The 26,171-nt window shown below is 65.7% G+C and carries 30 protein-coding genes; 14 read left to right on the top strand and 16 right to left on the bottom strand.

The genetic code is table 11. From position 1 onward, the window contains the following. Positions 1 to 3: 3 nt before the first annotated feature. The 4 genes from ACFPO9_RS05995 to ACFPO9_RS05980 form a co-directional block, all read right to left on the bottom strand. Positions 4 to 1,191 carry a glycosyltransferase family 9 protein gene (locus ACFPO9_RS05995; RefSeq protein WP_379768424.1) on the bottom strand — a complete coding sequence of 396 codons (1,188 nt, stop codon included), beginning with the start codon at positions 1,189 to 1,191 and terminating at the stop codon, positions 4 to 6. A 152-nt stretch (positions 1,192 to 1,343) separates the two neighbouring features. Continuing rightward, positions 1,344 to 1,682: a hypothetical protein gene (locus tag ACFPO9_RS05990; protein WP_379768422.1), complete on the bottom strand. Its 339-nt coding sequence runs from the start codon at positions 1,680 to 1,682 to the stop codon at positions 1,344 to 1,346. A gap of 13 nt (positions 1,683 to 1,695) precedes the next feature. Then, positions 1,696 to 2,373 carry a ribose-5-phosphate isomerase RpiA gene (gene rpiA / locus ACFPO9_RS05985; RefSeq protein WP_379768420.1) on the bottom strand — a complete coding sequence of 226 codons (678 nt, stop codon included), beginning with the start codon at positions 2,371 to 2,373 and terminating at the stop codon, positions 1,696 to 1,698. Positions 2,374 to 2,433: 60 nt separating this feature from the next. After that, positions 2,434 to 3,141 carry an autoinducer binding domain-containing protein gene (locus ACFPO9_RS05980; RefSeq protein WP_379768418.1) on the bottom strand — a complete coding sequence of 236 codons (708 nt, stop codon included), beginning with the start codon at positions 3,139 to 3,141 and terminating at the stop codon, positions 2,434 to 2,436. A gap of 126 nt (positions 3,142 to 3,267) precedes the next feature. Here ACFPO9_RS05980 and ACFPO9_RS05975 point away from each other — a divergent pair, with 126 nt between their 5' ends. From ACFPO9_RS05975 to ACFPO9_RS05960, 4 genes are read left to right on the top strand one after another with little or no spacing between them, the layout of a single operon-like run. Further along, a complete protein-coding gene (locus tag ACFPO9_RS05975; RefSeq protein WP_379768416.1) occupies positions 3,268 to 4,110 on the top strand; it encodes a hypothetical protein in 843 nt (280 codons plus the stop codon). A 30-nt stretch (positions 4,111 to 4,140) separates the two neighbouring features. Next, positions 4,141 to 4,620 carry a VOC family protein gene (locus ACFPO9_RS05970; protein ID WP_379768414.1) on the top strand — a complete coding sequence of 160 codons (480 nt, stop codon included), beginning with the start codon at positions 4,141 to 4,143 and terminating at the stop codon, positions 4,618 to 4,620. 41 nt (positions 4,621 to 4,661) lie between these two features. Next, positions 4,662 to 5,207, top strand: a complete 546-nt coding sequence (locus tag ACFPO9_RS05965; RefSeq protein WP_379768412.1) for a hypothetical protein — start codon at positions 4,662 to 4,664, stop codon at positions 5,205 to 5,207. An 11-nt stretch (positions 5,208 to 5,218) separates the two neighbouring features. Then, positions 5,219 to 5,611: a GFA family protein gene (locus tag ACFPO9_RS05960; protein ID WP_379768410.1), complete on the top strand. Its 393-nt coding sequence runs from the start codon at positions 5,219 to 5,221 to the stop codon at positions 5,609 to 5,611. Here ACFPO9_RS05960 and ACFPO9_RS05955 read toward each other — a convergent pair whose 3' ends face one another. The 4 genes from ACFPO9_RS05955 to edd form a co-directional block, all read right to left on the bottom strand. Beyond that, complete coding sequence (locus ACFPO9_RS05955) at positions 5,612 to 6,106, bottom strand: hypothetical protein (RefSeq protein ID WP_379768408.1); 495 nt, start codon at positions 6,104 to 6,106, stop codon at positions 5,612 to 5,614. A gap of 140 nt (positions 6,107 to 6,246) precedes the next feature. After that, complete coding sequence (locus tag ACFPO9_RS05950) at positions 6,247 to 6,804, bottom strand: Rhs element Vgr protein (RefSeq protein ID WP_379768406.1); 558 nt, start codon at positions 6,802 to 6,804, stop codon at positions 6,247 to 6,249. Positions 6,805 to 6,811: 7 nt separating this feature from the next. Next, positions 6,812 to 7,438, bottom strand: a complete 627-nt coding sequence (gene eda / locus ACFPO9_RS05945) for a bifunctional 4-hydroxy-2-oxoglutarate aldolase/2-dehydro-3-deoxy-phosphogluconate aldolase (protein ID WP_379769203.1) — start codon at positions 7,436 to 7,438, stop codon at positions 6,812 to 6,814. Positions 7,439 to 7,466: 28 nt separating this feature from the next. Beyond that, positions 7,467 to 9,383, bottom strand: coding sequence for a phosphogluconate dehydratase (gene edd / locus ACFPO9_RS05940; RefSeq protein ID WP_379769201.1), 1,917 nt, complete (start codon positions 9,381 to 9,383; stop codon positions 7,467 to 7,469). 253 nt (positions 9,384 to 9,636) lie between these two features. Here edd and pgi point away from each other — a divergent pair, with 253 nt between their 5' ends. Further along, positions 9,637 to 11,289, top strand: coding sequence for a glucose-6-phosphate isomerase (gene pgi, locus ACFPO9_RS05935; RefSeq protein WP_379768404.1), 1,653 nt, complete (start codon positions 9,637 to 9,639; stop codon positions 11,287 to 11,289). Positions 11,290 to 11,302: 13 nt separating this feature from the next. Further along, positions 11,303 to 12,199 carry an SMP-30/gluconolactonase/LRE family protein gene (locus tag ACFPO9_RS05930; protein WP_379768402.1) on the top strand — a complete coding sequence of 299 codons (897 nt, stop codon included), beginning with the start codon at positions 11,303 to 11,305 and terminating at the stop codon, positions 12,197 to 12,199. Positions 12,200 to 12,208: 9 nt separating this feature from the next. Here the strand turns inward: ACFPO9_RS05930 and ACFPO9_RS05925 are convergent, their stop codons facing one another. Further along, positions 12,209 to 14,578, bottom strand: a complete 2,370-nt coding sequence (locus tag ACFPO9_RS05925; RefSeq protein ID WP_379768400.1) for a hybrid sensor histidine kinase/response regulator — start codon at positions 14,576 to 14,578, stop codon at positions 12,209 to 12,211. A gap of 343 nt (positions 14,579 to 14,921) precedes the next feature. Between ACFPO9_RS05925 and zwf the strand changes: the two genes are divergently transcribed. The 4 genes from zwf to ACFPO9_RS05905 are packed head-to-tail and all read left to right on the top strand — an operon-like array spanning position 14,922 to position 18,621. After that, positions 14,922 to 16,391, top strand: coding sequence for a glucose-6-phosphate dehydrogenase (zwf, locus tag ACFPO9_RS05920; RefSeq protein WP_379768398.1), 1,470 nt, complete (start codon positions 14,922 to 14,924; stop codon positions 16,389 to 16,391). 13 nt (positions 16,392 to 16,404) lie between these two features. Then, positions 16,405 to 17,259, top strand: coding sequence for an SIS domain-containing protein (locus ACFPO9_RS05915; RefSeq protein WP_379768396.1), 855 nt, complete (start codon positions 16,405 to 16,407; stop codon positions 17,257 to 17,259). 9 nt (positions 17,260 to 17,268) lie between these two features. Beyond that, a complete protein-coding gene (locus ACFPO9_RS05910; RefSeq protein ID WP_379768394.1) occupies positions 17,269 to 17,892 on the top strand; it encodes a glutathione S-transferase family protein in 624 nt (207 codons plus the stop codon). A gap of 27 nt (positions 17,893 to 17,919) precedes the next feature. Then, on the top strand, positions 17,920 to 18,621 hold the full coding sequence (locus ACFPO9_RS05905; protein ID WP_379768392.1) for a YjjG family noncanonical pyrimidine nucleotidase: 702 nt from the start codon (positions 17,920 to 17,922) through the stop codon (positions 18,619 to 18,621). Positions 18,622 to 18,628: 7 nt separating this feature from the next. Here ACFPO9_RS05905 and ACFPO9_RS05900 read toward each other — a convergent pair whose 3' ends face one another. After that, the gene (locus tag ACFPO9_RS05900; RefSeq protein ID WP_379768390.1) at positions 18,629 to 18,988 is read right to left on the bottom strand and encodes a VOC family protein; all 360 of its coding nucleotides are present in this window, start codon (positions 18,986 to 18,988) and stop codon (positions 18,629 to 18,631) included. Between the two features lie 12 nt (positions 18,989 to 19,000). Further along, the gene (locus tag ACFPO9_RS05895) at positions 19,001 to 19,795 is read right to left on the bottom strand and encodes a DUF4423 domain-containing protein (protein ID WP_379768388.1); all 795 of its coding nucleotides are present in this window, start codon (positions 19,793 to 19,795) and stop codon (positions 19,001 to 19,003) included. A 140-nt stretch (positions 19,796 to 19,935) separates the two neighbouring features. Between ACFPO9_RS05895 and ACFPO9_RS05890 the strand changes: the two genes are divergently transcribed. Further along, a complete protein-coding gene (locus ACFPO9_RS05890; protein WP_379768386.1) occupies positions 19,936 to 20,433 on the top strand; it encodes a GAF domain-containing protein in 498 nt (165 codons plus the stop codon). Between the two features lie 151 nt (positions 20,434 to 20,584). Continuing rightward, a complete protein-coding gene (tal, locus tag ACFPO9_RS05885; protein WP_379768384.1) occupies positions 20,585 to 21,514 on the top strand; it encodes a transaldolase in 930 nt (309 codons plus the stop codon). Between the two features lie 74 nt (positions 21,515 to 21,588). On the opposite strand, the gene ACFPO9_RS05880 is transcribed toward tal, so the two are convergent. From ACFPO9_RS05880 to ACFPO9_RS05870, 3 genes are all read right to left on the bottom strand, one after another. After that, positions 21,589 to 21,744, bottom strand: a complete 156-nt coding sequence (locus ACFPO9_RS05880; RefSeq protein WP_379768382.1) for a hypothetical protein — start codon at positions 21,742 to 21,744, stop codon at positions 21,589 to 21,591. 109 nt (positions 21,745 to 21,853) lie between these two features. Then, the gene (locus ACFPO9_RS05875) at positions 21,854 to 22,447 is read right to left on the bottom strand and encodes a carboxymuconolactone decarboxylase family protein (protein WP_379768380.1); all 594 of its coding nucleotides are present in this window, start codon (positions 22,445 to 22,447) and stop codon (positions 21,854 to 21,856) included. Positions 22,448 to 22,466: 19 nt separating this feature from the next. Next, positions 22,467 to 23,654 (bottom strand): YbfB/YjiJ family MFS transporter, encoded by a 1,188-nt coding sequence (locus ACFPO9_RS05870; protein WP_379768378.1) that lies wholly within the window; start codon positions 23,652 to 23,654, stop codon positions 22,467 to 22,469. Between the two features lie 64 nt (positions 23,655 to 23,718). Between ACFPO9_RS05870 and ACFPO9_RS05865 the strand changes: the two genes are divergently transcribed. Beyond that, a complete protein-coding gene (locus tag ACFPO9_RS05865) occupies positions 23,719 to 24,636 on the top strand; it encodes a LysR family transcriptional regulator (RefSeq protein ID WP_379768376.1) in 918 nt (305 codons plus the stop codon). Further along, positions 24,636 to 25,067 carry a DoxX family protein gene (locus tag ACFPO9_RS05860; protein ID WP_379768374.1) on the top strand — a complete coding sequence of 144 codons (432 nt, stop codon included), beginning with the start codon at positions 24,636 to 24,638 and terminating at the stop codon, positions 25,065 to 25,067. The genes ACFPO9_RS05865 and ACFPO9_RS05860 overlap by 1 nt, the downstream gene beginning before the upstream one ends. On the opposite strand, the gene ACFPO9_RS05855 is transcribed toward ACFPO9_RS05860, so the two are convergent. Together ACFPO9_RS05855 and ACFPO9_RS05850 are read right to left on the bottom strand one after the other, a co-directional pair. Further along, the gene (locus ACFPO9_RS05855) at positions 25,052 to 25,495 is read right to left on the bottom strand and encodes a hypothetical protein (RefSeq protein WP_379768372.1); all 444 of its coding nucleotides are present in this window, start codon (positions 25,493 to 25,495) and stop codon (positions 25,052 to 25,054) included. The genes ACFPO9_RS05860 and ACFPO9_RS05855 overlap by 16 nt on opposite strands. Next, complete coding sequence (locus tag ACFPO9_RS05850) at positions 25,492 to 26,115, bottom strand: TetR family transcriptional regulator (RefSeq protein ID WP_379768370.1); 624 nt, start codon at positions 26,113 to 26,115, stop codon at positions 25,492 to 25,494. The genes ACFPO9_RS05855 and ACFPO9_RS05850 overlap by 4 nt, the downstream gene beginning before the upstream one ends. Between the last annotated feature and the right edge of the window lie 56 nt (positions 26,116 to 26,171).

Here is a 26,171-nt window from a genome sequence, read left to right as displayed (position 1 = left end):
CGTCTACAGCCTGCCGAAGGCCGCCAGCACGCGCATCACATCCTGTACGCCGATCCTGTCGACCCAGTCGCCATGCGCGGGCGCCGTGATCACGGTGCTGTTGGCGCGGTCGATCGGCGCCCATTCCGGATTGTTCTGCCGCATCAGCGCGATCACCGGCACGTGCACGGCGTTCGCCAGGTGCATCACGGCCGTCTCCACCGAAATGATCAGTTCGCACAGGCTCAGCACCGCCGGCAGCTGGAAGAAATTGTCTTCGGCGCTGAACAAATGGGTGCGCTCCAGCCCGGCATCCGCGAACAGCGCTCGGGCGCGGGCCAGTTCCTCGGGCACCACGTTGACGACAAAGCCGACGTCGCCCCATTCCGGCCGGCAGCGCATGGTGCGGATCAGTCCGATCACCCGCTCGAGCGGCCAGCTGCGTTCCACCGACTTGGAAAACGCATTCACGAACACGACCCGCGATGGCTTGCCGTCCACGCCCATGAAACCCCATTCGGCAAACTGCCGATGCGCATACGCGATCCAGCGGTCGGCGATGCGCAGCACCGGGAAGCGCGCCGCGCGCGGGATGTCCATGCCGAACAGCTGGGTGAACCAGCCGGCGTAGATGTCGCTGATGTGCTGGTCAGGATGCGATGCCGGCGTGTAGGCCGGGATCGCGGCGTCCAGCTTGCGGTAGATGAGGCGCTTCGGCAGGTCCCAGGGCCGCACGCGCTTCTTCTGCCCGACCACGAAGCCGTGCGGGCTGATGCTGCGCGCCAGGCTGGCGTATTTGTGGCGCTCCAGCACGGCCAGCGAGACCACGACCGGGTAGTCCTCGCGCCGCGCCTGTTCCAGCGATTCGCGGTAGAGCTGCGGACTCCAGGTTTCGTCATAGACCTTGGCGATGGCCGGGCACTCGGCCAGCCAATCGTAGAGCGCATACTTCTTCAGGTGCGCCCACTCACTGGAACGGCTGGTGCGGCGGCGCTCGTCGACCCACAGGTGGATCTTCAGATGCGGATAGGTCCGCGCAAACGCCTGGAAGCAAGCCTGCAGGTAGGTAAAGTCGCCAAGGGCCAGATGGGCGATGAAGAGGATCTTGTCGGCCTGCCGCAGCAGCGCCGGCGCAACCAGCGGCGCGGGTAAGGCCGGCGCCTCGTAATGGATCGCATCGAACGCGAGGGATTGTCCACCTGAATATTTCATGCTGCTCCGTTCTACACAGAAGAGGATGCGAAAATTCTATGGGCAATTAGAGGAAAAAAATGCAAACGAACTGTAAGAGTTCGTAAAGTTGTGTCAAGACGATAGGATGCTGCACCGCAAGAAATTGCGGCGCACGCTTGGAGGCAGGAGTTTTACATCTGCCGGCACTGGCGCATTTCGCAGCGCGCCATGAACACCTTGCCGTTATCGCACTGCATGCGGTAGACCTCGACCGGTCCCTGTTCGGTGACCAGGGCGGCGCCCTGCCCGCCCATGCAGGCCTGCTGCTTCGCCAGCTTCTCGACGGTCGCCGACGAGACGCCGAGCCGGAACGGCAGCGTCTGGATCGGCGTGCCGTCCGCGTCCACCGGTCCGGCAGGTTTTACCGGGACCGGCGCTGAAATGGGCATGGGCGCGGGCGGCGGCTGGTGGAACATCGCGCAGCCGCCGAGCAGTGCGGCAAGGAACATCGTGACGGGCAGACGCTGCATGCCGCTCTCCGGATCAGAAAGTCAGGGTCTTGACGCCTTCCGCCATGCCCAGCAGGCAGACGTTGGCGCCGCGCTGGGCGAACAGGCCGACGGCGATGACGCCGACGATCTGGTTGATTTCAGTTTCCAGCGCCACCGGGTCGGTGATCGCCAGGCCGGCGACGTCGATGATGTGGCCGCCGTTATCCGTCACGAAGGCTTCTTCGCTGCCCGGCTTGGTGCGCAGGCGCGGCTGGCCGCCGAGGGCCGCCAGCTTGCGCGTCACGGCCGCGCGCGCCATCGGCACGACTTCGACCGGCAGCGGGAACTTGCCAAGGGTCTGCACCAGCTTGGAGCCGTCGGCGATGCACACGAAGCGCTTCGACACCGATGCGACGATCTTTTCGCGCGTGAGCGCAGCGCCGCCGCCCTTGATCATGGCGCCGGAAGCGTCGATCTCGTCGGCGCCGTCGACGTAGATGGAAATCGATTCGACATCGTTCAGGTCACGCACCTCGATGCCGTGGCTGCGCAGGCGCGCCGCGGTCGCTTCCGAGGACGCGACCGCGCCCTTGATGCGGTCCTTGATCTTCGCGAGTTCGTCGATGAAGAAGTTGGCGGTCGAGCCGGTGCCGACGCCGATGATTTCGCCGTCGACCACGTAATCGATGGCGGCGCGGGCCACGGCCTGCTTGAGTTCGTCCTGGGTCATGATGATGATGTTGGAAGGTGAAAAATGCCGCCATTTTAACGGATGCGCGCAGGCAGTCCGTTAAATTAGCCTGAGCATCGCCGCCTTCAGCACACCCGCGGTCTTGTTGGCCGCGCCCAGCTTGCGCAGCGCGTTATCGATATGGAAGATCACGGTGCGCTCCGAGATCGCCAGGATTTCCGCGGAATCCGCCGCCGTCTTGCCGTCCGCGGCCCAGCGCAGCACCTCGATTTCGCGCTCCGTCAGCTTGATCGTGCCGACGCCATCCGGCTTTGCGGCGAGGATATTGGCCAGCGCCGCATGCGCGGCCTGCGCCAGCCAGTGCATCTTCTGGGCATTTGCCTGGAATTCGGTGCGGCCGATGGCCTCGCCGGAACGCGCAAAGGTCAGCAGGCTGGCGACGCCCTTCAGGTCGTGGGTCGGTTGGGCCCAGCCGATCTGCAGGCCATGGGCGCGCGCGTCTTCCCACAACGGACGGCTGGACGCGAACAGGGCTTCCGACCACAGCATGGGCCGGGTCGAGGTCATGCCCTGGGCGACGGTGGGATCGATGCGCAGATACTGCTCCGACTGGTAGCGCTGCTGCCAGGCTTGCGGGTAATTGTTGAACATGACCGTGCGCGGATTCGAGAACGGCAGCGGCAGGCGCATGCCGAGCGCGCAGTAGTCGAAGCCGAGCTCGTTGGCGGCCTTCGCCAGAAGTTCCAGCAACGCCGCTTCGGTCTTCGCTTGCGCAAAGCCATGCAGCCACTCTTGATGTCCTTCCACCTCAAACTGCTGCAAGCGACTACCCTCCACGAACCTGCAAGAACTTACAGTGCCTTGCCGGGCGCAAGGCTGCTAGACTGACGTGCCATTAATTGTTCAACAATAACACAGGATCTCGCCTCGACGATGAAATCCGGACTCCTCGCCGCCACACTTGCCGCATGCCTGTGGTTTCCCGTCGCGCAGCCGTCGGCGGCAATGGGCATGGTCGCCGATGCCCCACTCTGCATGGAAGTGGACACCGTGCCAGGCGCTGTACTCGACGCGCCCCTGCTGGTATTCGGCGAGGTGCATGGGACACGTGAAGTGCCCGCCTTCCTCATTGGCTACCTGTGCGCGGCAGCGAAACAGCAGCGCAGGATCACGCTGGCCGTCGAGTTCCCGTCCAGCGAGCAAAGCGCCATCGACGCCTTCATGGCCGGCCGCGGCACGCCGCAGGATGCCGAGCAATTCACCGGTACCGCGTTTTGGCGCCGCCCATTGCAGGATGGCCGGACCAGCGTCGACATGCTGCGCCTGTTCGAGAACGTCCGCGCGCTGCGGGCGGGCGGCACGGACATCAAACTGATCGCGATCGACAGCAATGCGTCAGGGGCTCGCCGGGACGCGCTCATGGCCGAGCACCTGCGCGCCGCACTGCGCCAGGGCCCCGGACGCCAGCTGGTGGCGCTGATCGGCGGGCTGCATGCGATCCGCAGCAAGGGCACCCGCTTCAACCCGCAACAGGAATCGGCCGTTTACCTGCTGGCCGACCAGCGTCCGCTGTCGCTGACCGTCGGCACGGCCGGCGGCACCGCCTGGGTATGCCAGGGCGGCGCGCCGGCGTCCTGCCACGCCACGGCATGGGATATCAACCGCGTCACCCCCGCACCGGCCACGCCGTTTTCGCTGGTGCCGCCCTCGCCGCAGTTCGATGGCGTGTTCTTCGTCGGCGCGACCACGGCACCGCCGCCGGCCGTCGCCAATTAACAATGGTGTTGTCTAACTGGGAGAACTGAAATGGTCAACAAAAACACGATCTGCCTGTGGTTCAACGGCGATGCGCTCGACGCCGCGACCTTCTACGCGAAGACCTTCCCGGACAGCGAGGTCAGGGCCGTCCACCGCGCGCCGGGCGACTACCCGGCCGGCAAGGAAGGCGATGTGCTGACGGTCGATTTCACGGTGGCCGGCATCCCCTGCATCGGCCTGAACGGCGGCCCCGGCCCGAGCCACAGCATCGCCTTCTCTTTCCAGATCGCGACCGAGGACCAGGCAGAAACCGACCGCCTGTGGAATGCCATCGTCGGCAACGGCGGCCAGGAAAACGCTTGCGGCTGGTGCCAGGACAAATGGGGACTGTCGTGGCAGATCACGCCGCGCGTCCTGTCCGAAGCGGTTGCGGGCGACGATCCGGCGGCCGCCAAGCGCGCGTTCACGGCGATGATGGACATGCGCAAGATCGACGTCGCGAAGATCGAAGCGGCGGTACGCGGTTGAATCGGGACCGGAGCTGGCACGAAATGCTCGTGAAACTATCCTTGGCATACACTTTACTTCTGTCGGTCGCCTACCCTTGCCATGCCCAGGCGCCTGCCCAGGACAGCACCACGACGCAATCGCGTGCGAGCTACGAGAACGCCTTCCGTGTAATCTCGACATCGCCCTCCTACGTGCTCATCACACTGATCGATGCGCGGACAGGGCTGTCGCGCCCCATCTGTACCACGGCCAATTTCCTGCTGGGTGCAATCGACCGCGAGTATGAACTAGGGCATGACCGGACCGCGATGATCAAGGCCAGCGAGATTGCCTTGAAGGCCGAGGACCATGTATTCCGCTTCCAGCGCCAGGCGGCGCTGGACAATATCCCGGTGCGTTATACCGGGGCCGAGCTGCTGGCGGCGCGCAACTTCCTGGCGCCGCTGTCGACGGACGAACTGAAAAACAAGTTCTCATCACTGTATGCAGACCGGCGCCTGGATACCAAAGGGTATGCAAACGATGCCATCGCCTGCGTCCTGATCGAGCGCGGCCTGTCGCCGAAGAAGGCCGATATCTCCGGCCAGGTGTATCTGGAGCTATAAAGGAGAGCTGTATGGAAAGCACCACCGGCGGCTGCCTGTGCGGCGACCTGCGCGTCACCGCGACAGGCCGCCCCTACCGCGTCGGCCTCTGCCACTGCATGGATTGCCGCAAGCATCATGGCGCGCTGTTCCATGCCTCGGCGATTTATCCCGAAGACGCGGTCAAGGTCGAAGGCGAGGCCCACCACTACGGCACCCGCTATTTCTGCCCGCGCTGCGGCTCTTCGGTGTTCTCGAAAAGCGGCGACGAAATCGAGATCAGCCTGGGCGCGCTCGACAGTCCGGACCAGTTCAGGCCGAGCTACGAACTATGGACCATACGCCGGGAAAGCTGGCTGCCGCCCTTCCCGCTCGCCAGGCACTATGAGGGTGACCGGCCGGACACGGGACGTACCGAAGCCTGATCACTCACCCGGCGGCAGGCAGCCGAACAGCCGCTTGCCGGGCCGTTCCCCATCCCATATCTGGTGCACGACGGCGCTGCCGTCGCGCTGCTTCGCCAGGCAGAAGCGCGATTCGTAGGCCTGGGCCGTGCCGCGCGCCTTGCCGGGGCGGGCGTCGATGCGCAGGTAGTAGATCTTGCCGGCTTCCAGCGCCGTCGCCTGGGTGCGCGGCAGCGAGGCGACCTGGCCGCCGTAGGGCACGCACATCGAAAAGCTGAGGGGAAAGGTGCGTTCGGGCGGCATGGTCATTTTCCACAGCAGGCGCTGGCCGTCGGAGACGGTGACGGAATGGAAATCGGGCGTGCCTTCGCGCTCTTCGCGCGGGCTGATCGTGAAGCAGGGACCGCCGCGCGGGCCTTCGCGGACTTCGGCGGCGCCGATGCGGGCGATGGCTTTCGCCGCCGGCAGCGTGAACACCAGCGCGCACAGGGCGGCGGCGAGGAATGGAAATCGCATGATGGACTCATGGGGGACGGCGTACGCACATGAGCCTACGTTGGTGGGCTGGGCTGCGAATTGATACCGCGCAATTGGCTTAAGCGCGAGCTAGTGGCGGCGTTTCGAACTTGGATCCCCGCCTTCGCGGGGACGACGATTCAAGGTGCCGGATACTGCTTGCGAACAAGCGTGCGCGCCCCGCCCTTGGGCAAATTCTCGCGGTCCTGCGGATTAGCCAGAAACCCCGCCAGCACCCGCTCATACAATCCCAGCTGATGCGCATGCCTGCGCTGGCGCACCACGCGCGGGTGCTGCATGAATTTCAGTGCGAAGTAATCGGCCAGCAGATCGCCCTGGGCTTCCATGTTGTAGTCGGCAAGCGTTGCGTCTTCGCGCAGTTCGTAGTGATACGAAAGGCCGAGCCGGATCGCGCCGCGCAGGCGTACCGGATAGCCCAGCTGGTGCTGCCAGACGTGCACCATCTCGTGCATGAACCAGTGGATGACGGTGGGATTGCCCTCGCTGTAATCGGGCAGGAAGCAGGAATGGTGGAAGTAGATGCTGCCGTTGGGCGTCATCGCGCAGTTCTTCGGCTGCAGCAGCGGCAGGTAGCGGCGGTTGTGGACCCGCACGCGCGTGTAATCGATGGCGCCGCCGAAGAGCAGCGACGCCATCCTGATCTCGCCCGCGGTCAAGCCACGCGCCAGGCGAGTCATGTGGTCCTTAAGCGGCGGCGCGCAGCGAAGAAGCCGATTTGGCCAGCTCGGTGATCAGGTCCCAGTCGCCGGCCTTCATCGCGTCCGCCGGGGTCAGCCAGGAGCCGCCCACGCAAGCCACGTTCTTCAGCGCCAGGAACTGCGGCGCGGTCTCGATCGAGATGCCGCCGGTCGGGCAGAAGGTCACGTCCGGCAGCGGGCCGCCGATCGCCTTCAGCATGCCGACGCCGCCCGCCGGCACGGCCGGGAACAGCTTCAGCTGCTTGAAGCCGGCTTCGCGCGCCACCATCACTTCGGACGGGGTCATGCAGCCCGGCAGCAGCGGCAGGCCGCTCTTTTTCGCGGCTTCGATCAGGGCCGGGGTCAGGCCCGGCGACACGCCGAACACCGCGCCGGCATCGCGCGAGGCGGCGAATTCTTCCGGCTGGGTCAGGGTGCCGACGCCGACGATGGCGCCCTCGACCTGGGCCATCGCGCGGATCGCTTCCAGGCCGTGTTTGGTGCGCAGGGTCACTTCGAGCACGCGGATGCCGCCGGCGACCAGCGCCTTGGCGAGGGGGACGGCGTGGTCCGGATCGTCGATCGCGATCACCGGGATCACGACGGCCGATTTCATGATGTCGAGCAGGCTCATATCAGTACTCATCGTTTGCTCTCTCAGCTTATTTGGATTTGGGGAACAGGAAGTCTTCGTCGGAACCCGGCATGATTTCACCACTGTCGGTGCCTTCGTGCAGGGGTACGGTGGTCTCGATCGGCGACGGCAGCGGGAAGTGGGCGGCGCCCTCCTCGGCTGCGGTCACGGATTTGCGGAAGCCGTCGAACAGCTCGCGGCCCATGCCGATGTGGCTCCGGCTCAGGTCGGCGGTCGCCATCTTGCGCGAGGCCCACACGTCGGCCGGCACCAGCGCGTCCAGCGTGCCCTGGGTTGCATCGACCCGGATGATATCACCGTCGCGCACCAGGCCCAGCGGACCGCCGGCCAGGATCTCCGGCGACACGTGGATCGCCGCCGGCACCTTGCCGGACGCGCCCGACATGCGGCCGTCGGTGACCATCGCCACGTGGTAGCCGGCATCCTGCAGGTTGGCCAGCGCCGGGGTCAGCGCGTGCAGTTCCGGCATGCCGTTGGCGCGCGGGCCCTGGAAGCGGATCACGGCGACGAAATCCATGTTCAGCTGCCCGGCCTGGTACGCATGCATGAAGTCTTCCTGCGAATCGAAGGTCTTGGCCGGCGCTTCGACGATGTGGTGTTCCTTCTTGACCGCCGAGACCTTCATCACGGCGCGGCCCAGGTTGCCCTGCACCAGGACCAGGCCGCCGTCGGGGCTGAACGGGTTGGTGTACTTGCGCAGCACGGCCTCGTCGCCGCTCTGCTCGGGCAAGTCCTTCCACACGACCTTGTCGCCGTCCAGGAAGGGTTCCTTGCAGTGGGCGCGCAGGCCGCGGCCGAGGATGGTGTTGACGTCCTCGTGGGCCAGGCCGGCGTCCAGCAGTTCGCGGATCACGAAGGTCGGGCCGCCGGCGGCCTGGAAGTGGTTCACGTCGGCGTCGCCGTTCGGGTAGACGCGGGCCAGCAGCGGCACCACTTTCGACAGCTCGTCGAAGTCGTTCCAGTCGACCACGATGCCGGCTGCGCGCGCGATCGCGATCAGGTGCATGGTGTGGTTGGTCGAGCCGCCGGTGGCGTGCAGCGAGGCGATGGCGTTGACGATCGACTTTTCATCGACGATGTGGCCGATCGGCATGTACTCGCCGCCCTGCTGCGAGATCTTCACGGCGTGCTGGGACGCCGCTTTGGTCAGCGCGTCGCGCAGCGGGGTGCCCGGGGTGATGAAGGCGGCGCCGGGCAGGTGCAGGCCCATCATCTCCATCAGCATCTGGTTGCTGTTGGCGGTGCCGTAGAAGGTGCAGGTGCCGGCGCCGTGGTAAGCCTGGGCTTCGCCCTCGAGCAGTTCCTCGCGCGTGGCCAGGCCTTTCGCGTAGCGCTGGCGCACAGCCGCCTTTTCCTTGTTCGAGATACCGGTGGTCATCGGGCCGCCCGGCACGAAGATGCCCGGGATATGGCCGAAGTGCAGCGCGCCGATCAAGAGGCCCGGCACGATCTTGTCGCAGATGCCGAGATACAGGCTGGCGTCGAACATGTTGTGCGACAGCGCGATGGCGGTCGACATGGCGATGGTGTCGCGCGAGAACAGCGACAATTCCATGCCCGGCTGGCCTTGCGTGACGCCGTCGCACATGGCGGGCACGCCGCCGGCGAACTGGGCCACGGCGCCGACTTCGCGCACCGCATCCTTGATGATCTTCGGGAAGTACTCAAACGGCTGATGCGCCGACAGCATGTCGTTGTACGAGGAAACGATGGCCACCGAAGGCTGCTTCTGTTCGCGCAGCTTGAGCTTGTCGTTGGCCGGGAACGCGGCGAAGCCGTGGGCCAGGTTGGTGCAGGCCAGCGTGCCGCGCTGTACGCCTTTCACACGCGCTGCATCAAGGTGCGCCAGATAAGCCTGGCGCGAGGGCCGGCTGCGCTGGATGATGCGTTGGGTCACCTTCTCTACTACGGGATGCACCATGATCGTTCCTTATGAATTGGATTTCTGAAATTTTACTACAAAATGCGAATGGGCGCATGCCGGCGCCCCGTTTTCGCATGATGCATCGGGATATTAAGATATTGTTCGCGGGCACGGGGTGCCCGCCCTACGTAGGGCGGGCACCCCGTGCCCACGCACCTGCGCAACACAATTTGTAGTGATTTTACGCCCGCTTCCTGTATGATTCGATAATCTGCACAAAATGACATCATACCGTCCGTCGTCACCACTACCTATGCGCCAACCTCTTCTCACCAGCACCACCAGCTACCAGTCGCTCCGCAATCACGCTGCCCAGGCCAGGGAATGGCAGATGCGCGAGCTGTTCGCACAGGATCCGCAGCGCTTCGAGCGCCTGTCCGCTGAAGCCGCCGGGCTGTTCCTAGACTATTCAAAAAACCGTCTGGACGGGCGCACGCTTGAACTGTTGAAGCAGCTCGCTGCCGAGCGCGGCGTGGAGCGCCTGCGCGATGCGATGTTCGCCGGCGAGAAGATCAACCTGACCGAAAACCGCGCCGTCCTGCACACCGCCCTGCGCGCCCCGCGGACCAGGGCCTTCGAGCTCGACGGCCAGAACATCACCGCCGACGTGCACGCCGTGCTGGACCGCATCAAGACCTTCAGCGACAGCGTGCGCAGCGGCGCCTGGCTCGGCCACACCGGCAAGCCGATCACGGATGTCGTCAACATCGGCATCGGCGGCTCCGACCTCGGGCCGAAGATGGTCTGCCTGGCGCTGCGTCAATTTGCGCACCCGCGCCTGGCCATGCACTTCGTCTCCAACGTCGACGGCCATGACATGGACGCCGCGCTGTCGCGCGTGGACCCGGAGACCACCCTCTTCATCATCGCCTCGAAGACCTTCACCACGGCCGAGACCATGATGAACGCGAACACCGCGCGCGCCTGGTTCCTGCAGCAGGCGCCGGCTCAGTCAGCTGAACAGGCGCTGGCGAAGCACTTCGTCGCGGTGTCGACCAACGTCGAAGCAATCAAGACCTTCGGCATCGACCCGGCCAACATGTTCCCGTTCTGGGACTGGGTCGGCGGCCGCTATTCGGTGTGGTCGGCGATCGGCCTGCCGGTCGCATTGAGCGTCGGCTTCGGCTACTTCAACGACCTGCTGGCCGGCGCCCACGCCATGGACGAGCACTTCCGCACCGCCCCGATCGAGCAGAACCTGCCGATGATCATGGGCCTGGTCGGCTTCTGGAACCGCGAGTTCCTGCGCTGCGCCTCGGTCTCGATCGCGCCCTACCACCAGGACCTGAACCGCTTCCCGGCCTACCTGCAGCAGCTCGACATGGAAAGCAACGGCAAGCGCGTCACGCGCGCCGGCGACACCATCACCGACTACGATACCGGCCCGGTCATCTGGGGCGACGTCGGCACCAACGGCCAGCACGCCTACTTCCAGCTGCTGCACCAGGGCACCGACGTCACGCCGATCGACTTCATCGCCGCCCTGCGCCCGGCCCACGAGTTCCACAAGCACCACGCGGCCCTGCTGGCCAACTGCTTCGCGCAATCGGAAGCCTTCATGAAGGGCAAGACCGCCGACGAGGTGCGCCAGGACCTGGCCGGCCAGCCGGCGGACGAGATCGAGCGCCTGGTCCCGCACAAGACCTTCCCCGGCAACCGCCCCAGCAACACCATCCTGATGGAATACCTGACTCCGGCCACGCTGGGCGCCCTGATCGCGCTGTACGAGCACAAGGTCTTCGTGCAGGGCGCGCTGTGGGACGTCAACAGCTACGACCAGTGGGGCGTCGAGCTGGGCAAGGTGCTGGCCAAGAAGATCGAGGCGGAACTGAACGGCGAGGCCCGGCCCGCCCAGCACGACAGCTCGACCAACGGTTTGATCGCGCGCGCCAAGGCCGCGGTGTAAGGGAGGACTGCATATGAAGAGCGAACAATTCGTGGTCGTCCACGACGAGCCGATGAAGACCGGCGAATGCCCGGTGTGGCACGCGGTCGAATCCGCGCTGTACTGGGTCGACGTGCCGGACTGCATGGTGCACCGCCTGCACCCGGCCAGCGGCAAGTACTCGTCCTGGAAGATGGACAGCGAGCCCTCGGCGCTGGCCATCGACGTCGACAACAACCTGGTGGTCGCCACCCGCAATGGCTTCGTCTATCTGAACACCAGCACCGGCGAAGTCGAGGACATCGCGCCGGCGCCCTATGACACGAAGATCATGCGCTTCAACGATGGCCGCGTGGACCCGCTGGGGCGCTTCTGGGTCGGCACCCTGTACGAGCCGCGCGACCAGCCGAAGGCCGAGATGCACGTGCTGGAGCGAGGCAAGCTGCGCCAGGCCTGGGCTGGCGGCATGACCAACTCGAACGGCCTGGCCTGGACCCTGGACGGCAAGACCATGTTCCACGCCGACACCACCAGCCACCGCATCGACGTCTACGACTACGACCTGGCCACCGGCACCCAGTCGAACGGCCGCAACCTGGTCACCTTCGACGCCGACAAGACCACCGGCACCTACGGCGGCCGTCCGGACGGCGCGGCGATCGACAGCGAAGGCAATTACTGGATCGCGATGTACGAAGGCGGGCGGATCCTGAAATTGTCGCCGGCCGGCGAGCTGCTGCAGCAGGTGGATTTGCCGCTGAAGTGCCCGACCGCGGTGTGCTTTGGCGGCCCGGATTTGCGGACCATGTATGTGACCAGTGCTTGCGGCGGCCGGCCGCAGGAGGAGCTGGCGGCGATGCCGAACAGCGGCAAGGTGCTGGCGTTCCGGGTCGATGTGGCTGGGCTGGAGATGCCCGAATACCGGAGCTGAGCCACGCCCTCACAGCGCCGGCGCGCGAGCCTCCCGGCCAAACCTTTCCGTCAGCAGGCGCTGGACCTTGTCGATGTCGACCGGCTTGGTCAGGTGAAAGTCGAAACCTGCCGCGAGGCTGCGCGCCTGATCGGCCTCGCTGCCCCAGCCGGTCAGCGCCACCAGCATGCGGGCCTGTGCGCCCGGCAGGGCCCGCAATTGCAAGGCAGTCTCGTAGCCATTCATGCCCGGCATGCCGATGTCAAGGAACACCACTGCGGGGTCGTGCCGCGCCACCATCTCGACCGCTGCATGCCCGTCGTGCGCAACCAGCACCTCGAGGCCGCTCATCTCCAGCACCATCGCCATGGTGTCGGCCGCATCGCGGTTATCGTCCACCACCAGCACCCTGTGCCGTCCGATGGCGTCCCGACCCGAAGGCAGCGCGACCTCGAGCGGCTCCGGCCTCTCCGCGCGCGGCAGCCAGATGCGGAACAGGCTGCCGGCGCCCGGTCCGGCGCTCTCGGCGGCGACCCGCCCGCCGTGCATCTCCACCAGGCCCTTGACGACGCTCAGGCCGATGCCCAGTCCGCCCTGCGCATGGTCGAGGTGATCGGGCACCTGTGCGAATCGTTCGAACACGCGCTCGAGCATGTCGGGCGGAATGCCGATGCCGGTATCGGCCACTTCGATAAGCAGCATGCCCGGCTGCGTGTCCTCGCCACCGCGCAGCGTGACGCGGCCGCCGCGTGGCGTGTACTTGGCCGCGTTGTTGAGCAGGTTGCCCACCACCTGCACCAGACGAGTCGGGTCGCCCATGACCCGTAGCGCGGGGTCCACCCCGCCCCAAACGAGCGCCAGGCCCTGCGCGTCGAGCAGGGCCTGCACGCCCTCCAGCGCCTGCTCGAGCACGGCCTGCAGCGAAAGCGGATCCTGCCGCAGCAGGATCTTGCCCTGCTGAATACGGGCGACGTCGAGCAAGTCGTCGACCAGGCGCACCATGTGATCGAGCTGGCGCTGCATGATGGCCAGCACCTGGTCCGCCTGGCGCGGCAGGCCGCCCTTGAGGTTCTGCAGCAGGTGCAACCCGGTGCGCAAGGGCGAGAGCGGGTTGCGCAGCTCGTGCGCGAGCGTCGCCAGGAAGTCGTCCTTCTGGCGATCGGCAAGCTTGAGCGCCTCGCGCGTGCGTACGTAGTCTGTGATGTCGACACAAGCGCCCGTCATGGTCTTGGCGCGGCCCATCGGGTCGAGGAAGGTCCGGCCACGATCGTACAGCCAATGCAGGGAACCATCCGGGTACACGACCCGGAACTCCATGTCGAAATCCGCGCCCTCATCGCGGCAGCGCGCGCAGCGGCGGATGACCTCGGCGCGATCGTCCGGGTGAACCAGCGCGATGAATTGGTCGAGGCTGCGCACCGCCTCCCCGGGGCGCAGGCCGAACAGGCGGTCGAGCGCATCGTCCCAGGTCAGCCGGTTGTCCTGGATGCTCCAATGAAAAGTGCCGGTGCGGCTGGCCTCCAGGGCCACCTCCATCGCCAGTTCGGCGGTCTTGCGGCTGGTGATGTCCATGGCCGTGCCGTTCGCGCGGACACAGCGGCCGGCGTCGTCGAACAGTCCGCGCCCCTTGGCTGCAACCCAGCGAATCAGGCCGTCGTCGCGTCCCACCGTGCGGTACTCGACGTTGTAAAGCGCGCGGCGCTGCGGATCGCAGGCGGCCTCGAATGCGCGGGCCACCATCTCGCGGTCGTCCGGATGCAGGCCCGCGAAGAAGGCGTCCAGCGAAAGCGGCTCATCGGTCGCGATGCCGAACATGTTTCGCAGCCCCGGTTGCCAGATCAGGCTGCCATCCTGCACGTTCACATCCCAGAAGGCGATCTCCGACGCATCCGTGGCCAGGCGCAGGCGTTCTTCGCTCTCGGCCAGCGCCTGCTGCGCCACGCGCGCGACGCGTGTGTTCTCGGCAAGTCTCACCGTCGAGGTGGTTTCGATCGCCACGCAGAAGATGCCCGCGATCCGTCCATCGTCATCCAGCAAGGGCGTGTAGGTGAAGCTGAAATAGTGCGGCCCGGGCGTCGCGCGGCTGGCCAACTGGAAAGGCTTGTTCTCGAACGACAGCGACTCGCCGCGCATGACCGCCTCGTTCAACAGGCTCAGTTCGTCCCAGATCTCGCTCCATACCTCGGCCATCGAATGGCCAAGCGCGCGAGGATGCTTGTCCCCGAGAATCGAGATGTAGCCATCGTTGTAAAGTGAGATATGGCTTGCCCCCCAGCCGATGAACATGGGCTGCTGCGCGCGCAAGATCAGGCTCACGGTCGTTTTCAGGGACAGGGGCCAGGATTCCAGCGCGCCAAGCGGGGTCGCCGACCAGTCGTGGCATCGGATCAGCGCACCCATGGCGCCGCCGCCGCGAAAATGCGGCTGGTCAGGAGGATCGATTATCGGCATGGCTCGGTATGACGGCGGCGCAGAAGAGATTGGCACAGTTTCCTTGGTTTTTCTGCAAGAAAAGCGCTGACCTGCCCGCCGGCCGACTCGCCACCGGCAACGGAAATCTTGCACTTATTTACATTATAAGTGTGGAAGACGTCTGCTGCTCACTTTTGCGCGCCCGGCCACGTGAATGTGGCACCATATGCCCGCGGAATGCCTCTCGACGTAGTAAATTTACTTGCGCAAGCAATAATTGTGTAGTAAATTTACAATCAAGCTTATCCCACCTCTTCACGATCAGACACCCATGGCTCTTTCCGATTTCGATCTCGTTTTCTTCGGCGGCAGCGGCGACCTCGCGATGCGCAAACTCTTGCCCGCGATGTATGCGCGCGACGTCGCCAACGACCTCCCGGCCACCGCCCGCATCATCTGCGTAGGCCGCGAGGACATGACGCAGGAAGACTTCCTGCGGATGATCGAAACGAATTCGAAGCCGAACGTCAAGGAAACCGTGGACGAAGCCGCGTGGAAGAAATTCCTCGAGCGCATCACCTGGGTCGCCGTCGATGCCGTCAATCTGAACAGCTACAGCGCCCTGGCCGACGCCCTGCGCAAGGACGAGTCGCTGACCCGCGTGTATTACCTGGCGACGCCGCCGTCGCTGTTCGCCAGGATTTGCGACAACCTGGCCGCCAGCGGCCTGGCGACCGCGAATTCGCGCGTGGTGCTGGAAAAGCCGCTGGGCCGCGACCTCGAATCGGCCAAGCAGATCAATGCGGACGTCGGCAAGGTCTTCGCGGAATCGCAGATCTACCGGATCGACCACTACCTCGGCAAGGAGACGGTGCAGAACCTGCTGGCCCTGCGCTTCGGTAACGTGCTGTTCGAGCCGCTGTGGCGCCGCGAATGGATCTCCGACGTGCAGATCACCATCGCCGAGAAGATCGGCGTCGGCAACCGCCTCGGCTACTACGACAATTCCGGCGCCCTGCGCGACATGCTGCAGAATCACTTGCTGCAGCTGCTGTGTATCGTCGCCATGGAGCCGCCGACCTCGATCGCGCCGGACGCCGTGCGCGACTCCAAGCTGCAGGTGCTGCGCTCGCTGAAGCGTTTTACGCCGACCACGCTGGCGCAGAACATCGTGCGTGGCCAGTACCGCTCCGGCTACGTCGACGGCCAGCCGGTGCCGGGCTACCGCGACGAGCCGGGCGCGCCCAAGCAGTCGAAGACCGAGACCTTCGTCGCCATGAAGGCCGAGATCGATACCTGGCGCTGGGCCGGCGTGCCCTTCTACCTGCGCACCGGCAAGCGCATGGCGGATCGCCTTGCGGAGATCGTTGTGCGCTTCAAGCCGATCCCGCACTCGATCTTCAACCAGCCGACGTCCAGCTTTCAACCCAACAGCCTGGTGATCCGCCTGCAGCCGGACGAAGGCCTGTCGCTGAATTTGATGTCGAAGACCCCGGGCGACGGCATGCGCCTGAAGCAGGCCGAGCTCGAGCTCGACTTCCGCGAGCAGTTCAAGGCGCCGCGCATGGAAGCCTACGAACGCCTGCTGATGGACGTGCTGCGCGGACAGCTGACCCTGTTCATGCGCGGCGACGAGCTGGAAGCCGCCTGGGAATGGGTCGAGCCCATCCTCGATTACTGGGAGCAGGACGACACCTCGCCGGTGCCCTACTCCTCCGGCACCTGGGGCCCGGCCGCGTCCAGCGCCCTGATCGGCCGCGACGGCCTGCAGTGGCGCGAAGAAGCGCTGCCGGAAGATTAAGGACCCGATCACCGTGCTGCTCGATTCCATCCGCACCCAGCTCGATTCGCTGTCGAAGTCCGAGCGCAAGGTCGCGCTCGCCGTGCTGGCCTCGCCCAACGGCACCGTCAGCCAGAACATCACGGCGCTGGCGCGCGCGGCCCAGGTCTCGGAGCCGACCGTGGTGCGCTTCTGCCGCACCCTCGGCTACGACGGCTGGCACGAGTTCAAGCTGAAACTGGCGCAAGGCCTGGCGCTGGCCTTGCCCGGCGCCAGCGAGCAGCCGGCCCAGGACGACCTCGCCGCCGACCTCGTCAACAAGATCTGCAGCCGCTCCATCAATACCCTGCTCGACCTGCGCAACAACCTGAAACCGGAGCTGATCCAGAAGGCGCTGGACATCCTGTCGCGCGCCAACAAGATCGAGTTCTACGGTCAGGGCACTTCCGGCTTCGTCGCCGCCGATGCCCAGCACAAGTTCTTCCGCTCGGGCGTCCCGACCATCGCCTACACCGATCCGGCCATCCACTCGATCGCCGCGGCCCTGCTGCGCGAAGGCGATGTGGTGGTGGCGATCTCGCAGCGCGGCAACAACCCCGCACTCACGCGCTCGGCCAAACTGGCGCGCCGCGGCGGCGCCGAGGTGATCGTGCTGGCGCCGTCCGGCACGCCGCTGGCGGACATGGCCAGCCTCCTGATCCCGATCGACCTGGTGTTCGCGACCGACCCTTACACGCCGATCTCCGCGCGCCTGGCCTACCTGGTCGTGATCGACGTGCTGGCCGTCGGCCTGGCCCTGCAGCGCGGTCCGGAGTTCCGCAAGAAGATGCAGAATGCGCAGAAGGCGCTGCAGGAGTTCGACATGCAGTTCGATTCCTTCATTGGCTGACCCTGCCCCGTGATCACCATCTGGGGCAACGCCGATTCCATCAACGTCCAGAAGGTGCTGTGGACCTGCGAGGAGCTGGCGCTCGACTACCATCGCATCGACGCCGGCCGCCACTTCGGCGTGGTCGGCACGCCCGCCTTCCGTGAACTGAATCCGAACGGCCTGGTGCCCACCATCGACGATGACGGCTACGTGGTCTGGGAATCCAACACCATCGTGCGCTATCTCGCGGGCCGCTATGCGCAGGACGGACTGCTCCCTGGCGACCCACGCGCGCGCGCCGACGCCGAGCGCTGGATGGACTGGACCAATTCGACTTTGTGGCCGGCCCTGCTGCCGCTGTTCCGCGCCTTCATGCGCACGCCCGCGAACGAGCGCGATCCGGTGCGCATCGAAGCGCAGCGCCTGGCCGCGCTCGGCACCATGCGCATCCTCGACGCTCACCTTGCCGGACGCGATTACGTCGGCGGCGCCGCCTTCACGGTGGGCGACATCGCGGCCGGATGCGCGGCCTGGCGCTGGTTCGCCCTGCCGATCGCACGCGAAGAGCTACCTCACCTGCAGCGCTGGTTCGAGCGCCTGGCCGGGCGTCCGGCCTTCCGCAAAACGGTGATGGCGCCGCTGACCACCTGAGGCGCGCGCTGGGCTAAACTAGTGCGGATGAAACACACTCTATTTCTTTTCGACCTAGACGACACCCTGCTCGACTTCAAGGCCTCCGAACAGCTGTCCTTCCTGCGCACGCTGGAAGCGCTCGGCCTGCGCGAAGGGATCGACACCCTGTTCCCGCAATACCAGGCAATCAACGTCGCCCTCTGGCGCGAGTTCGAGCTGGGCGCCGTTTCGAAAGACTTCCTGAAAGTCGAACGCTTTCGCCGCACCTTCGCGCAGAACGGCCTCGAGCTCGACGCAGCAAGCGCCAGCCACCTCTATCTCGAATCGCTGTCCGAGACCGTGGTCCTGATCGACGGCGCAAAACAGGTCTGCGAAGCCCTGTGCGCGATCGGCGAAGTCGGCATCATCACCAATGGCGTCGAGCACATCCAGACCCGCCGCATCGCCAGCTCGGGTTTGAAAGACCACATCTCCTTCGTCTCGACCTCGGAAGCCTGCGGCTACGCCAAGCCGGACAGCCGCTTCTTCGACTACGCGGCGAAGATGGCGCGCGCCTTCGCGCATCACGAGACCGTGATCGTCGGCGACCGGCTCGATGCCGACATCCTCGGCGCCAACCGCTTCGGCATCGACAGCTGCTGGTTCAATCCGGCGCAGCTGGCGAACGAATCCGAGGCCGTGCCCACTTGCGAAGTGAGCAGCCTGCACGAGATCCTGCCCGCTTTGAAGAAGCTGGCCGCTGCCTGAAACAGTTTCAGCCCGGACGGCGTGCCATGATACCGAAGGACATGCCGCTCGGATCCTTCAGCAAGGCCATGACGTCGCCGTCGGGCAAGGCCTGCGGTGGGATCAGCACGGTGGCGCCGCGTTTCCGCGCCGATTCGACATAAGCGGCGCAATCGTCGACTTCAACGAACAATTGCACGAAGGACGGTGCGCCCGGCGGGGCCGGCCAGATGCCGCCCTGGATGCCATCCTGGGTTTTCGTATCGATGGCGTTGTAGCCCAGCGCATTGTCGCGCTTCGGTTCCCAGCCGAAGAGGCCGCAGTAAAACTGCGCCAGCTGCTCGGATTCGGCGCTGACGATCTGCCAGCGCATGACGGGATTTGCCATGGTAATGCTCCTTTATGAGGATGAAGAATCTTGTGTGGACAGCGGCAGGCAGTGCAGGTCGACGTGATACAGGCGGTCCGCGCCTTCGCCGGCGCTGCAGGCTTGTACGTCGGCCAGGAATTGCTCGACCAGCTTCATCAGCAGCCCGACATCCTTTTCCGCAAGCGCAATCGTGACGGCGCCGTGAGCCCGGCTCGCTTGCGGGGCATTACGCGCCGATGCCAGCTGGATCTCACGCGAGCGCGCCGCCAGCCGCTCCAGCGCCAGCATCGTGAAGTCTTCCTCGCGCAGGATGGCGCCGCCGGTCAGGTCGCGCCAGCATGTCGGGCTTTCCAGCTGCAGGAAGCCCAGGCGCAGCAGGTGCTGCAGCGCGACCTGCACCTCGCCGGCGCTGACCCCCAGCACGCGGGCGATCCAGCGCACGTCCGGCCGGAACGAGCGCAGGCGCATCAGTTCCATGATCGCGAAGGCGTGCCAGTTGCCGAACACCTGGGCCGCATCCTCGGCGAGGGCGCGCACCGGTGCGCTGCCGGCCGTGGCCGCCTCTCCCCGTGCGGCATAGGCATCGATTTCCTCGGGCGCCAGGCCGATGCGCGCGCCCAGGCGGCGCAAGGTGGCCTCGGTCATGCTGCGCTTGCCGCGCATCAGCTGCGACAGCGTCGCATGGTCGATGCCCAGCCAGTTGGCGTAGGCGCGCAGCGAATAGCCGGGATTGCGTTCGCAGCGCGCCGCCAGCTCGGCCTGCAGGCGTTCGCGGAAGCTGTGCCGGGGCACGGGCGGCGCGGAATGGAGGATGTGGGTCGGCATGCGGCGATTGTATGCGCCTGCACGCCCCCCGTGGATGCCCCGGAGAAATAAACCGGGGCAAGCGGCTTCCCCACCCGGCCCCGGCGGGCGCGGGACGAATCCGCTAGAATGGCCGGTTTCGACACCCTGATTCCGTCGCCATGCACATCAATCCCGAACGCAGCACCCGCCCCGACTACGACCTGCTGGTACGCCAGGTCGCCAGCGTCCTCGAAGGCGAGCGCGACCTCACCGCCAACGCCGCGCAGTTCTCGGCCCTGGTCTACGACACCCTCGCCGACCTCAACTGGGCAGGCTTCTACCTGACCGTGCCGAGCAAGAAGGGCGAAGGCCAGGACCTGCTGGTCGGCCCCTTCCAGGGCAAGCCGGCCTGCGCCCGCATCCCTTTCGGCCGCGGCGTCTGCGGCACGACTGCCGTCAAGCGCGAGACCATCGTGGTGCCGGACGTGCACGCCTTCCCGGGCCACATCGCCTGCGATTCGGCATCAAGCTCGGAAATCGTGCTCCCGGTCATCAAGAACGGCAAGCTGGTCGGCGTGTTCGATATCGACAGCCCGAAGCCGGACCGTTTCTCGGATGAGGACAAGGCCGGACTGGAGGCCATGGTCGCGGCTTTCCTGGACGCGACGGATTGCTGATGCCTGCCGTGGGCAGAGGCTGCCCACCCTACCGTAGCAGGCCCTCGTGCCGCGCGGCGCCGTATGCCGGCATGCGCCTTTTCGAATAAATCGGCCGCCGCCGGTACGGTACAATCACGAAATCCGTATCTCACATCACTTTCCAAGCGCCATGAACCAACTCGAACAGCTCAAGCAGTACACCACCGTCGTCGCCGACACCGGCGACTTCCAGTCGATCAAGGCCTACGCCCCGCAGGACGCGACCACCAACCCGTCGCTGATCCTGAAAGCCGTCCAGAAGCCGGAATACCGTCCGCTGCTGGAAAAGGCCGTTGCCGATGCCAAGGGCGCCGGCGTCGAAGAGATCGTCGACCGCCTGCTGATCGCCTTCGGCGTCGAGATCCTGAAGTTCGTGCCGGGCCGTGTCTCGACCGAGATCGACGCTGCGCTGTCCTTCGACACCGAAGCCACCGTCGCCAAGGGCCGCGAACTGATCGCCCTGTACGAAGCCGCCGGCGTCAAGCGCGAGCGCGTGCTGATCAAGATCGCCTCGACCTGGGAAGGCATCCGCGCCGCCGAGATCCTGGAAAAGGAAGGCATCCGCTGCAACCTGACCCTGCTGTTCTCGCTGTGCCAGGCCATCGCCTGCGCCGAAGCGGGCGTGCAGCTGATCTCGCCGTTCGTCGGCCGCATCTACGACTGGTACAAGAAATCGACCGGCACCGACTACCAGGGCGCCGACGATCCGGGCGTGCAGTCGGTCAAGCGCATTTACCAGTACTACCGCAAGTTCGGCTACAAGACCGAAGTGATGGGCGCGAGCTTCCGCAATACCTCGCAGATCCTGGAACTGGCCGGCTGCGACCTGCTGACCATCTCGCCGGACCTGCTGCAGAAGCTGGCCGAGGCGGATGCACCCGTCGAGCGCAAGCTGACTGCCGATGCCGGCGCCGATCTCGAGAAGATCGCGATGGACGAGAAGACCTTCCGCTTCATGCTGAATGAAGATGCGATGGGCACCGAGAAGCTATCCGAGGGCATTCGTGCCTTCGTGGCGGATTCCCTGAAGCTGAAGAAGATGATCGAGGAGTTGCGCTGATCGCGTGGTGATCGATTTGTGACGTGCAGTCACAAATGAAACCGGCGGCCATCGAGCCGCCGGTTTCACGAGTTCTAGTCAAGCATGAAGACGTAATACAGGATGCCATAGCAGATGGCGGCTGTTGTCATCACCAAGGCAAACCCCAGCAAGGGATATGTACTGGAGGTGGAAACTTGTGCGGTTTGCACCGGCTGCTCAATCGTTTCCGCAGTGTTCGAGGCATTCATTCTGTGATTCTGTGAAAAAAAGTACTTAGTGTACAGAATCGAAAAGTTTCTATCGAGCACTATTTCTTTTATAAAAGAAATTTCCTAAATACAACGAAATTGCCAGGCTTCAAGGAAACGCTGCCAAAGCGGGCGCATTCGACCCCGCCGGCCCCGGCGTCCGCGCCACATTCATCACCCAGCACACCATCGTGAAGTAGCCGATCAGCGCGGTCAGCTCCACCGTCCCCGGCTCGCCGAAGTGCGCCACCGCCTCCGCATACGTCGCATCGCTCACCCCCTGCCGTAGCATCAGCTCCTGCGCGAAATCGACCGCGCAGGCCTGGTCGCCGGGCAGGTCGCGCGGGCGGCGTCCCGCGCCCAGCGAAGCGATCGCCTCTTCCTTCACCCCCGCCTTGATGGCGGCCGGCGCGTGGGTCTGCCACTCGAACTGGTTGCCGGTCTCGCGCGACACCACGCAGATCGCCAGCTCGCGGATCGCATCCTTCAGGCTGCCGTGGAAGCGCAGCGTCTCCCCCGTCTTGCCGATGTGTTCCATCAACGCCGGCACCTGCAGCAGCGGCACGAAAGGGCCGAAGATGGCCTTGCGCGGACCGTTGATGATGCTGTCGGCGGCCGCCTGTTGGGCCTCGCTCATGCCCTCGCGGGATGGCAGCGGCAGGCGCTCGTTGGTCATCGGGCCGAAGCCCTGTGCTGTGCTCATCGTTTCTCCTGTTGATTGCTCAATCGTGGCGGCGCAGGCGCCACAAATAAAAAGAACTCGCCAATAATCCCAGCGCCGACAAGGCCAGCGCCAGCTTCAGGGCGCCCGCCTCGCTGGCCGTCAGCCGCGCGATGCCGGCGCTGACCAGCGGACCGGCCAGCTGGCCGAGCGCGAAGCCGGCCGTCATGCGTCCGAGCACGCGCGTGGCCTGGCCTTCGGCGCGCGCCCTCGCCTCCTGCATGCCGACCATGGTGATGACCATGAAGGTGCCGCCGACCAGCAGCGCCGCCAGGGTCACGCTCGCCAGGGACGTCCACACGGCCGGCAGTAGCACGCCCAGCGCCATCAGCAGGTGCGCGGCCACCCACACGCTCAAGCGGTCAGCGCGGGCAAGGCGCCAGGACACCAGCACGGTGGACACCGCCGCGGCGGCGCCGAACACGGGCCAGGCCAGGCCGAACACCTGCGGGTCGTCGACCAGCTGGCGGGCCAGCGCCGGCAGATAGGTGGCCGGCAGGATGTAGCCGAAGCCGAACAGGGTGTAGCAGGCGACCAGGCCGGCGGTCTTCGAAGGCGCAGCCACCGGCGCCGGCGCGGAAGAAGCAGGCGCGGCAGGCGGCGCCGGCAGGCTGCGGCTCAGCATCAGCGGCAGCACCGAAGCCAGCGCACCCAACGCCGCCAGGCCGATCCACAGCTGCGGCGAGGGCAATGAAGAACCCAGCAGCAGGCAGAACAGGCCGGCGGCGGCGATGCCGATCCCGACCCCGGAAAACTGCACGCCGGCCAGGTCGGGCCGCCCCAGCGCGGCCAGCCAGCCCAGTCCCCAGGCGCTGGTCGCGACCAGGGTCCAGGCGCTCATCACGCCGGCCAGGAAGCGCAGCACCGCCCACCAGAAGCCGGACGCGGTCCAGCCGACCGCCGCGGTAATGAGCACGGTGCCGGCCAGGCCCAGCGCCAGCAGCAGCGCCGGCTTGGTGCGGATGCGGGCCGCCGCCAGCGCCCCGGCCAGGTAGCCGAGGTAGTTGGCGGCGGCCAGCATGGCGCCGGCGTGACTGTCGATCAGGCCATCCCGCACCATCAGCGGAAACAGGGGCGTGAAGGCGAAGCGGCCGATGCCCATGGCGACGGCCAGCGAGATCATGGCGGCCGCGCAGACCGCCGCGGCGGTGCGCCCCGGGCGGACGCTTGCTGAAAAGATGGTGTCCATATCGCCATTAAAACGCACAATGCGCGTCCTGACTAATGAATAAAATTGGACTATCATTCTCTCCATGAGAACGATCGACCTCGAAGCCCTGCTGATTTTCCGTACCGTCGTCAGCGAGGGCGGCGTGAACCGGGCCGCGGAAAAGCTGCACCGCGTTCCGTCCAACGTCACCACCCGCATCCGCCAGCTGGAAGAATACCTCGGCGTGCGCCTGTTCCGGCGCGACGGCCGTTCGCTGAGCCTGACCGCCGAGGGCAAGACCCTGCTGAACTACGCGACCCGCCTGCTGCGCCTGGCGGACGAAGCCGTCGACGAACTGCGCACCGGCAGGCCGCAGGGCGTGTTCCGGCTCGGCTCGCTCGAAAGCACGGCCGGCAGCCGCCTCGCGCCCATCCTGTCGCGTTATCACGATGCGCATCCGGGCGTGGTGGTGGAGCTGGTCACCGGGACCACTGGCGCCCTGCTCAACCGGGTGCGCAATTTCGAGATCGAGGCGGCCTTCGTGTCCGAGCCCTTCACGGCGCCGGGGCTGAACGCGCTGCCGGTGTTCCGCGAAGAGCTGGTCCTGATCACGCCGCGCAATGCCGGGCCTGTGCGCACGGCGAAGGATCTCGGCCGCCTGACGATGATCGCCTTTGCCCACGGCTGCTCCTACCGCCGGCGCCTGGACGACTGGCTGGGCAGCGAGGACGTGGTGGCCGAGCGGGTGCTGGAATTCGGCTCCTACCAGGGCATGATCGCCTGCGTGGCGGCGGGCACCGGCTTTGCCGTGGTGCCGCAGAGCGTGCTGGGCGCGCTGCATGCGGCGGACAAGGTCAGGCAGCACAAGCTGCCCGGGCGGATCGCGGCCAACTGCACCCACCTGGTGTGGCGCGGCGAAGCGTCGCTGGCGCTGGAAAGCTTGATCACGATACTGCGCGACGGCGACGGCAAGGAAGCAGCCTTCGTCCAGGCTGCGCATCCTGCGGTCGCCGAACTGTGATGAACTTGCAAAACGCCTGGACACACCGCCAGATCAGCAAGAAGCAGGCGTTTGGCCTGTCGATCGTGTTCATTTGGTTTTTCATCGGCGGGATCATGCATTTTGCGGCAACCCGCATCGAAGCGAGTGTCGTACCGCCTTATATCCCCTGGCCAATGGCGGCGGTGCTGGTCAGTGGCGCCGCCGAGTTACTGGGTGCGGCCGGCATTCTGATACCGCGGGTGCGCAGGGCGGCCGGCATCGGGCTTTTTCTGCTGACCGTGGCCGTCACCCCTGTCCATATCTATATGCTGCAGCGCCCGGAACTCTTCCACGTACCGCTATGGGCGCTATGGCTGCGTTTGCCGATCCAGCTTGCCCTGCTATGGCTGATCCACTGGAGTACCTGGCGTCCGCGCCGCCAGCCGGCGCCGCTTCACTCCTTGCGATGAAACCGTCGCGAGCTGACCGGCTTGCCCTTCACATAGCCGATCACTTCGATATGCCGGGTGTCGTAGACCAGCGGATAGCGGATCCGCGTGTCTTCGCCTGCGCGGCCGCAGGTGCTGCTGCGCAGTTGCAGCAGATAGGTCGGGATGCTGCCCTTGACGCCGGCCAGGAATCTGGTGCCGCGGCCATCGGCGTACACCGTGCCGGGCTTTTCCTGCTTCAGCGCGAATTCCTGCACGCACACCGGCGTCGCCTTGTCCGGCCCGCTCCACCGCATTTTCTCGCCGTCGATTGTCAGGACCGTGTAGGCGGCGGCCGGCGCCTTTGGGTTCTCGTCCAGCAGCCAGCGTCCGGCGAAGGGCAAGGCCTGCGCCTGTACGGCCGCCGGAAAACAGGCCAGGCCGCAGAGCAGCGCGCACAAGAACTTCATGCGCGCCCCGCCCGCAAGCCTTCCATATACGGATCGATCACGCACTTTCCCAGCTGCAGCAGATCGAAACTCTGCGGCGCGAACATCCAGTTGCGGATCATCCCGTCGATCATGGTCCACAGCGCCAGCGCGATCCTGGCCGGATCGACGTTCTTGCCGATCAGGCCCTGGTCCGCGGCCAGCTTGACCTGGCGTTCGGCGCGCGCCATCCATTGCCCCAGGTTGTGCCGGCGGCGGCAGCGCACGGCGTCCATCTCGTCGACGAATTCGACTTTCAGGGTGGCGATCTCGAACACGCGGCGCGCCACCGGGTCCTCGACCGTGCGGCGCAGCACCGCCAGCATGTACTCGCGCAAGTCGGACAAGGGATCGCCCGACGCGGCTTCGTCGAGCACCTGCAGCTCGGCTTCCAGCGGCAGGGTGGCGCGCTCCATCATGGCGTTGAACAGCGCGCCCTTGTCGTCGAAGTGCCAATAAATTGCGCCGCGCGTCACACCGGCGGCGCTTGCGATATGCTGCAAAGTCGTCCTGGACACGCCCTGTTCAACAAACAATTTTTCTGCGGCATCAAGGATGCTGTCACGTGTGGCAGCGGCCTCTTCTTTGGTTCTGCGGGCCATAATCGCCTATCTCCAAAATTGGTGGTCCGAAAACATTAAACATACACTCGTGATAG

Source organism: Massilia aerilata, from assembly GCF_042656905.1.
GTDB classification, from domain to species: Bacteria; Pseudomonadota; Gammaproteobacteria; order Burkholderiales; family Burkholderiaceae_D; genus Telluria; species Telluria aerilata.
Note: the sequence above shows the minus strand (reverse complement) of the source record. Positions and strands in the feature narration are given on the sequence as shown.

Excerpts from the sequence above, each read along its gene's own strand:
- ACFPO9_RS05995 (WP_379768424.1), bottom strand. The coding sequence starts at position 1,191 with ATGAAATATTCAGGTGGACAATCCCTCGCGTTCGATGCGATCCATTAC.
- ACFPO9_RS05990 (WP_379768422.1), bottom strand. The coding sequence starts at position 1,682 with ATGCAGCGTCTGCCCGTCACGATGTTCCTTGCCGCACTGCTCGGCGGC.
- rpiA (WP_379768420.1), bottom strand. The coding sequence starts at position 2,373 with ATGACCCAGGACGAACTCAAGCAGGCCGTGGCCCGCGCCGCCATCGAT.
- ACFPO9_RS05975 (WP_379768416.1), top strand. The coding sequence starts at position 3,268 with ATGAAATCCGGACTCCTCGCCGCCACACTTGCCGCATGCCTGTGGTTT.
- ACFPO9_RS05970 (WP_379768414.1), top strand. The coding sequence starts at position 4,141 with ATGGTCAACAAAAACACGATCTGCCTGTGGTTCAACGGCGATGCGCTC.
- ACFPO9_RS05960 (WP_379768410.1), top strand. The coding sequence starts at position 5,219 with ATGGAAAGCACCACCGGCGGCTGCCTGTGCGGCGACCTGCGCGTCACC.
- ACFPO9_RS05955 (WP_379768408.1), bottom strand. The coding sequence starts at position 6,106 with ATGCGATTTCCATTCCTCGCCGCCGCCCTGTGCGCGCTGGTGTTCACG.
- ACFPO9_RS05950 (WP_379768406.1), bottom strand. The coding sequence starts at position 6,804 with ATGACTCGCCTGGCGCGTGGCTTGACCGCGGGCGAGATCAGGATGGCG.
- eda (WP_379769203.1), bottom strand. The coding sequence starts at position 7,438 with ATGAGCCTGCTCGACATCATGAAATCGGCCGTCGTGATCCCGGTGATC.
- pgi (WP_379768404.1), top strand. The coding sequence starts at position 9,637 with ATGCGCCAACCTCTTCTCACCAGCACCACCAGCTACCAGTCGCTCCGC.
- ACFPO9_RS05930 (WP_379768402.1), top strand. The coding sequence starts at position 11,303 with ATGAAGAGCGAACAATTCGTGGTCGTCCACGACGAGCCGATGAAGACC.
- ACFPO9_RS05925 (WP_379768400.1), bottom strand. The coding sequence starts at position 14,578 with ATGGGTGCGCTGATCCGATGCCACGACTGGTCGGCGACCCCGCTTGGC.
- zwf (WP_379768398.1), top strand. The coding sequence starts at position 14,922 with ATGGCTCTTTCCGATTTCGATCTCGTTTTCTTCGGCGGCAGCGGCGAC.
- ACFPO9_RS05905 (WP_379768392.1), top strand. The coding sequence starts at position 17,920 with ATGAAACACACTCTATTTCTTTTCGACCTAGACGACACCCTGCTCGAC.
- ACFPO9_RS05900 (WP_379768390.1), bottom strand. The coding sequence starts at position 18,988 with ATGGCAAATCCCGTCATGCGCTGGCAGATCGTCAGCGCCGAATCCGAG.
- ACFPO9_RS05895 (WP_379768388.1), bottom strand. The coding sequence starts at position 19,795 with ATGCCGACCCACATCCTCCATTCCGCGCCGCCCGTGCCCCGGCACAGC.
- ACFPO9_RS05890 (WP_379768386.1), top strand. The coding sequence starts at position 19,936 with ATGCACATCAATCCCGAACGCAGCACCCGCCCCGACTACGACCTGCTG.
- tal (WP_379768384.1), top strand. The coding sequence starts at position 20,585 with ATGAACCAACTCGAACAGCTCAAGCAGTACACCACCGTCGTCGCCGAC.
- ACFPO9_RS05880 (WP_379768382.1), bottom strand. The coding sequence starts at position 21,744 with ATGAATGCCTCGAACACTGCGGAAACGATTGAGCAGCCGGTGCAAACC.
- ACFPO9_RS05875 (WP_379768380.1), bottom strand. The coding sequence starts at position 22,447 with ATGAGCACAGCACAGGGCTTCGGCCCGATGACCAACGAGCGCCTGCCG.
- ACFPO9_RS05870 (WP_379768378.1), bottom strand. The coding sequence starts at position 23,654 with ATGGACACCATCTTTTCAGCAAGCGTCCGCCCGGGGCGCACCGCCGCG.
- ACFPO9_RS05865 (WP_379768376.1), top strand. The coding sequence starts at position 23,719 with ATGAGAACGATCGACCTCGAAGCCCTGCTGATTTTCCGTACCGTCGTC.
- ACFPO9_RS05860 (WP_379768374.1), top strand. The coding sequence starts at position 24,636 with ATGAACTTGCAAAACGCCTGGACACACCGCCAGATCAGCAAGAAGCAG.
- ACFPO9_RS05855 (WP_379768372.1), bottom strand. The coding sequence starts at position 25,495 with ATGAAGTTCTTGTGCGCGCTGCTCTGCGGCCTGGCCTGTTTTCCGGCG.
- ACFPO9_RS05850 (WP_379768370.1), bottom strand. The coding sequence starts at position 26,115 with ATGGCCCGCAGAACCAAAGAAGAGGCCGCTGCCACACGTGACAGCATC.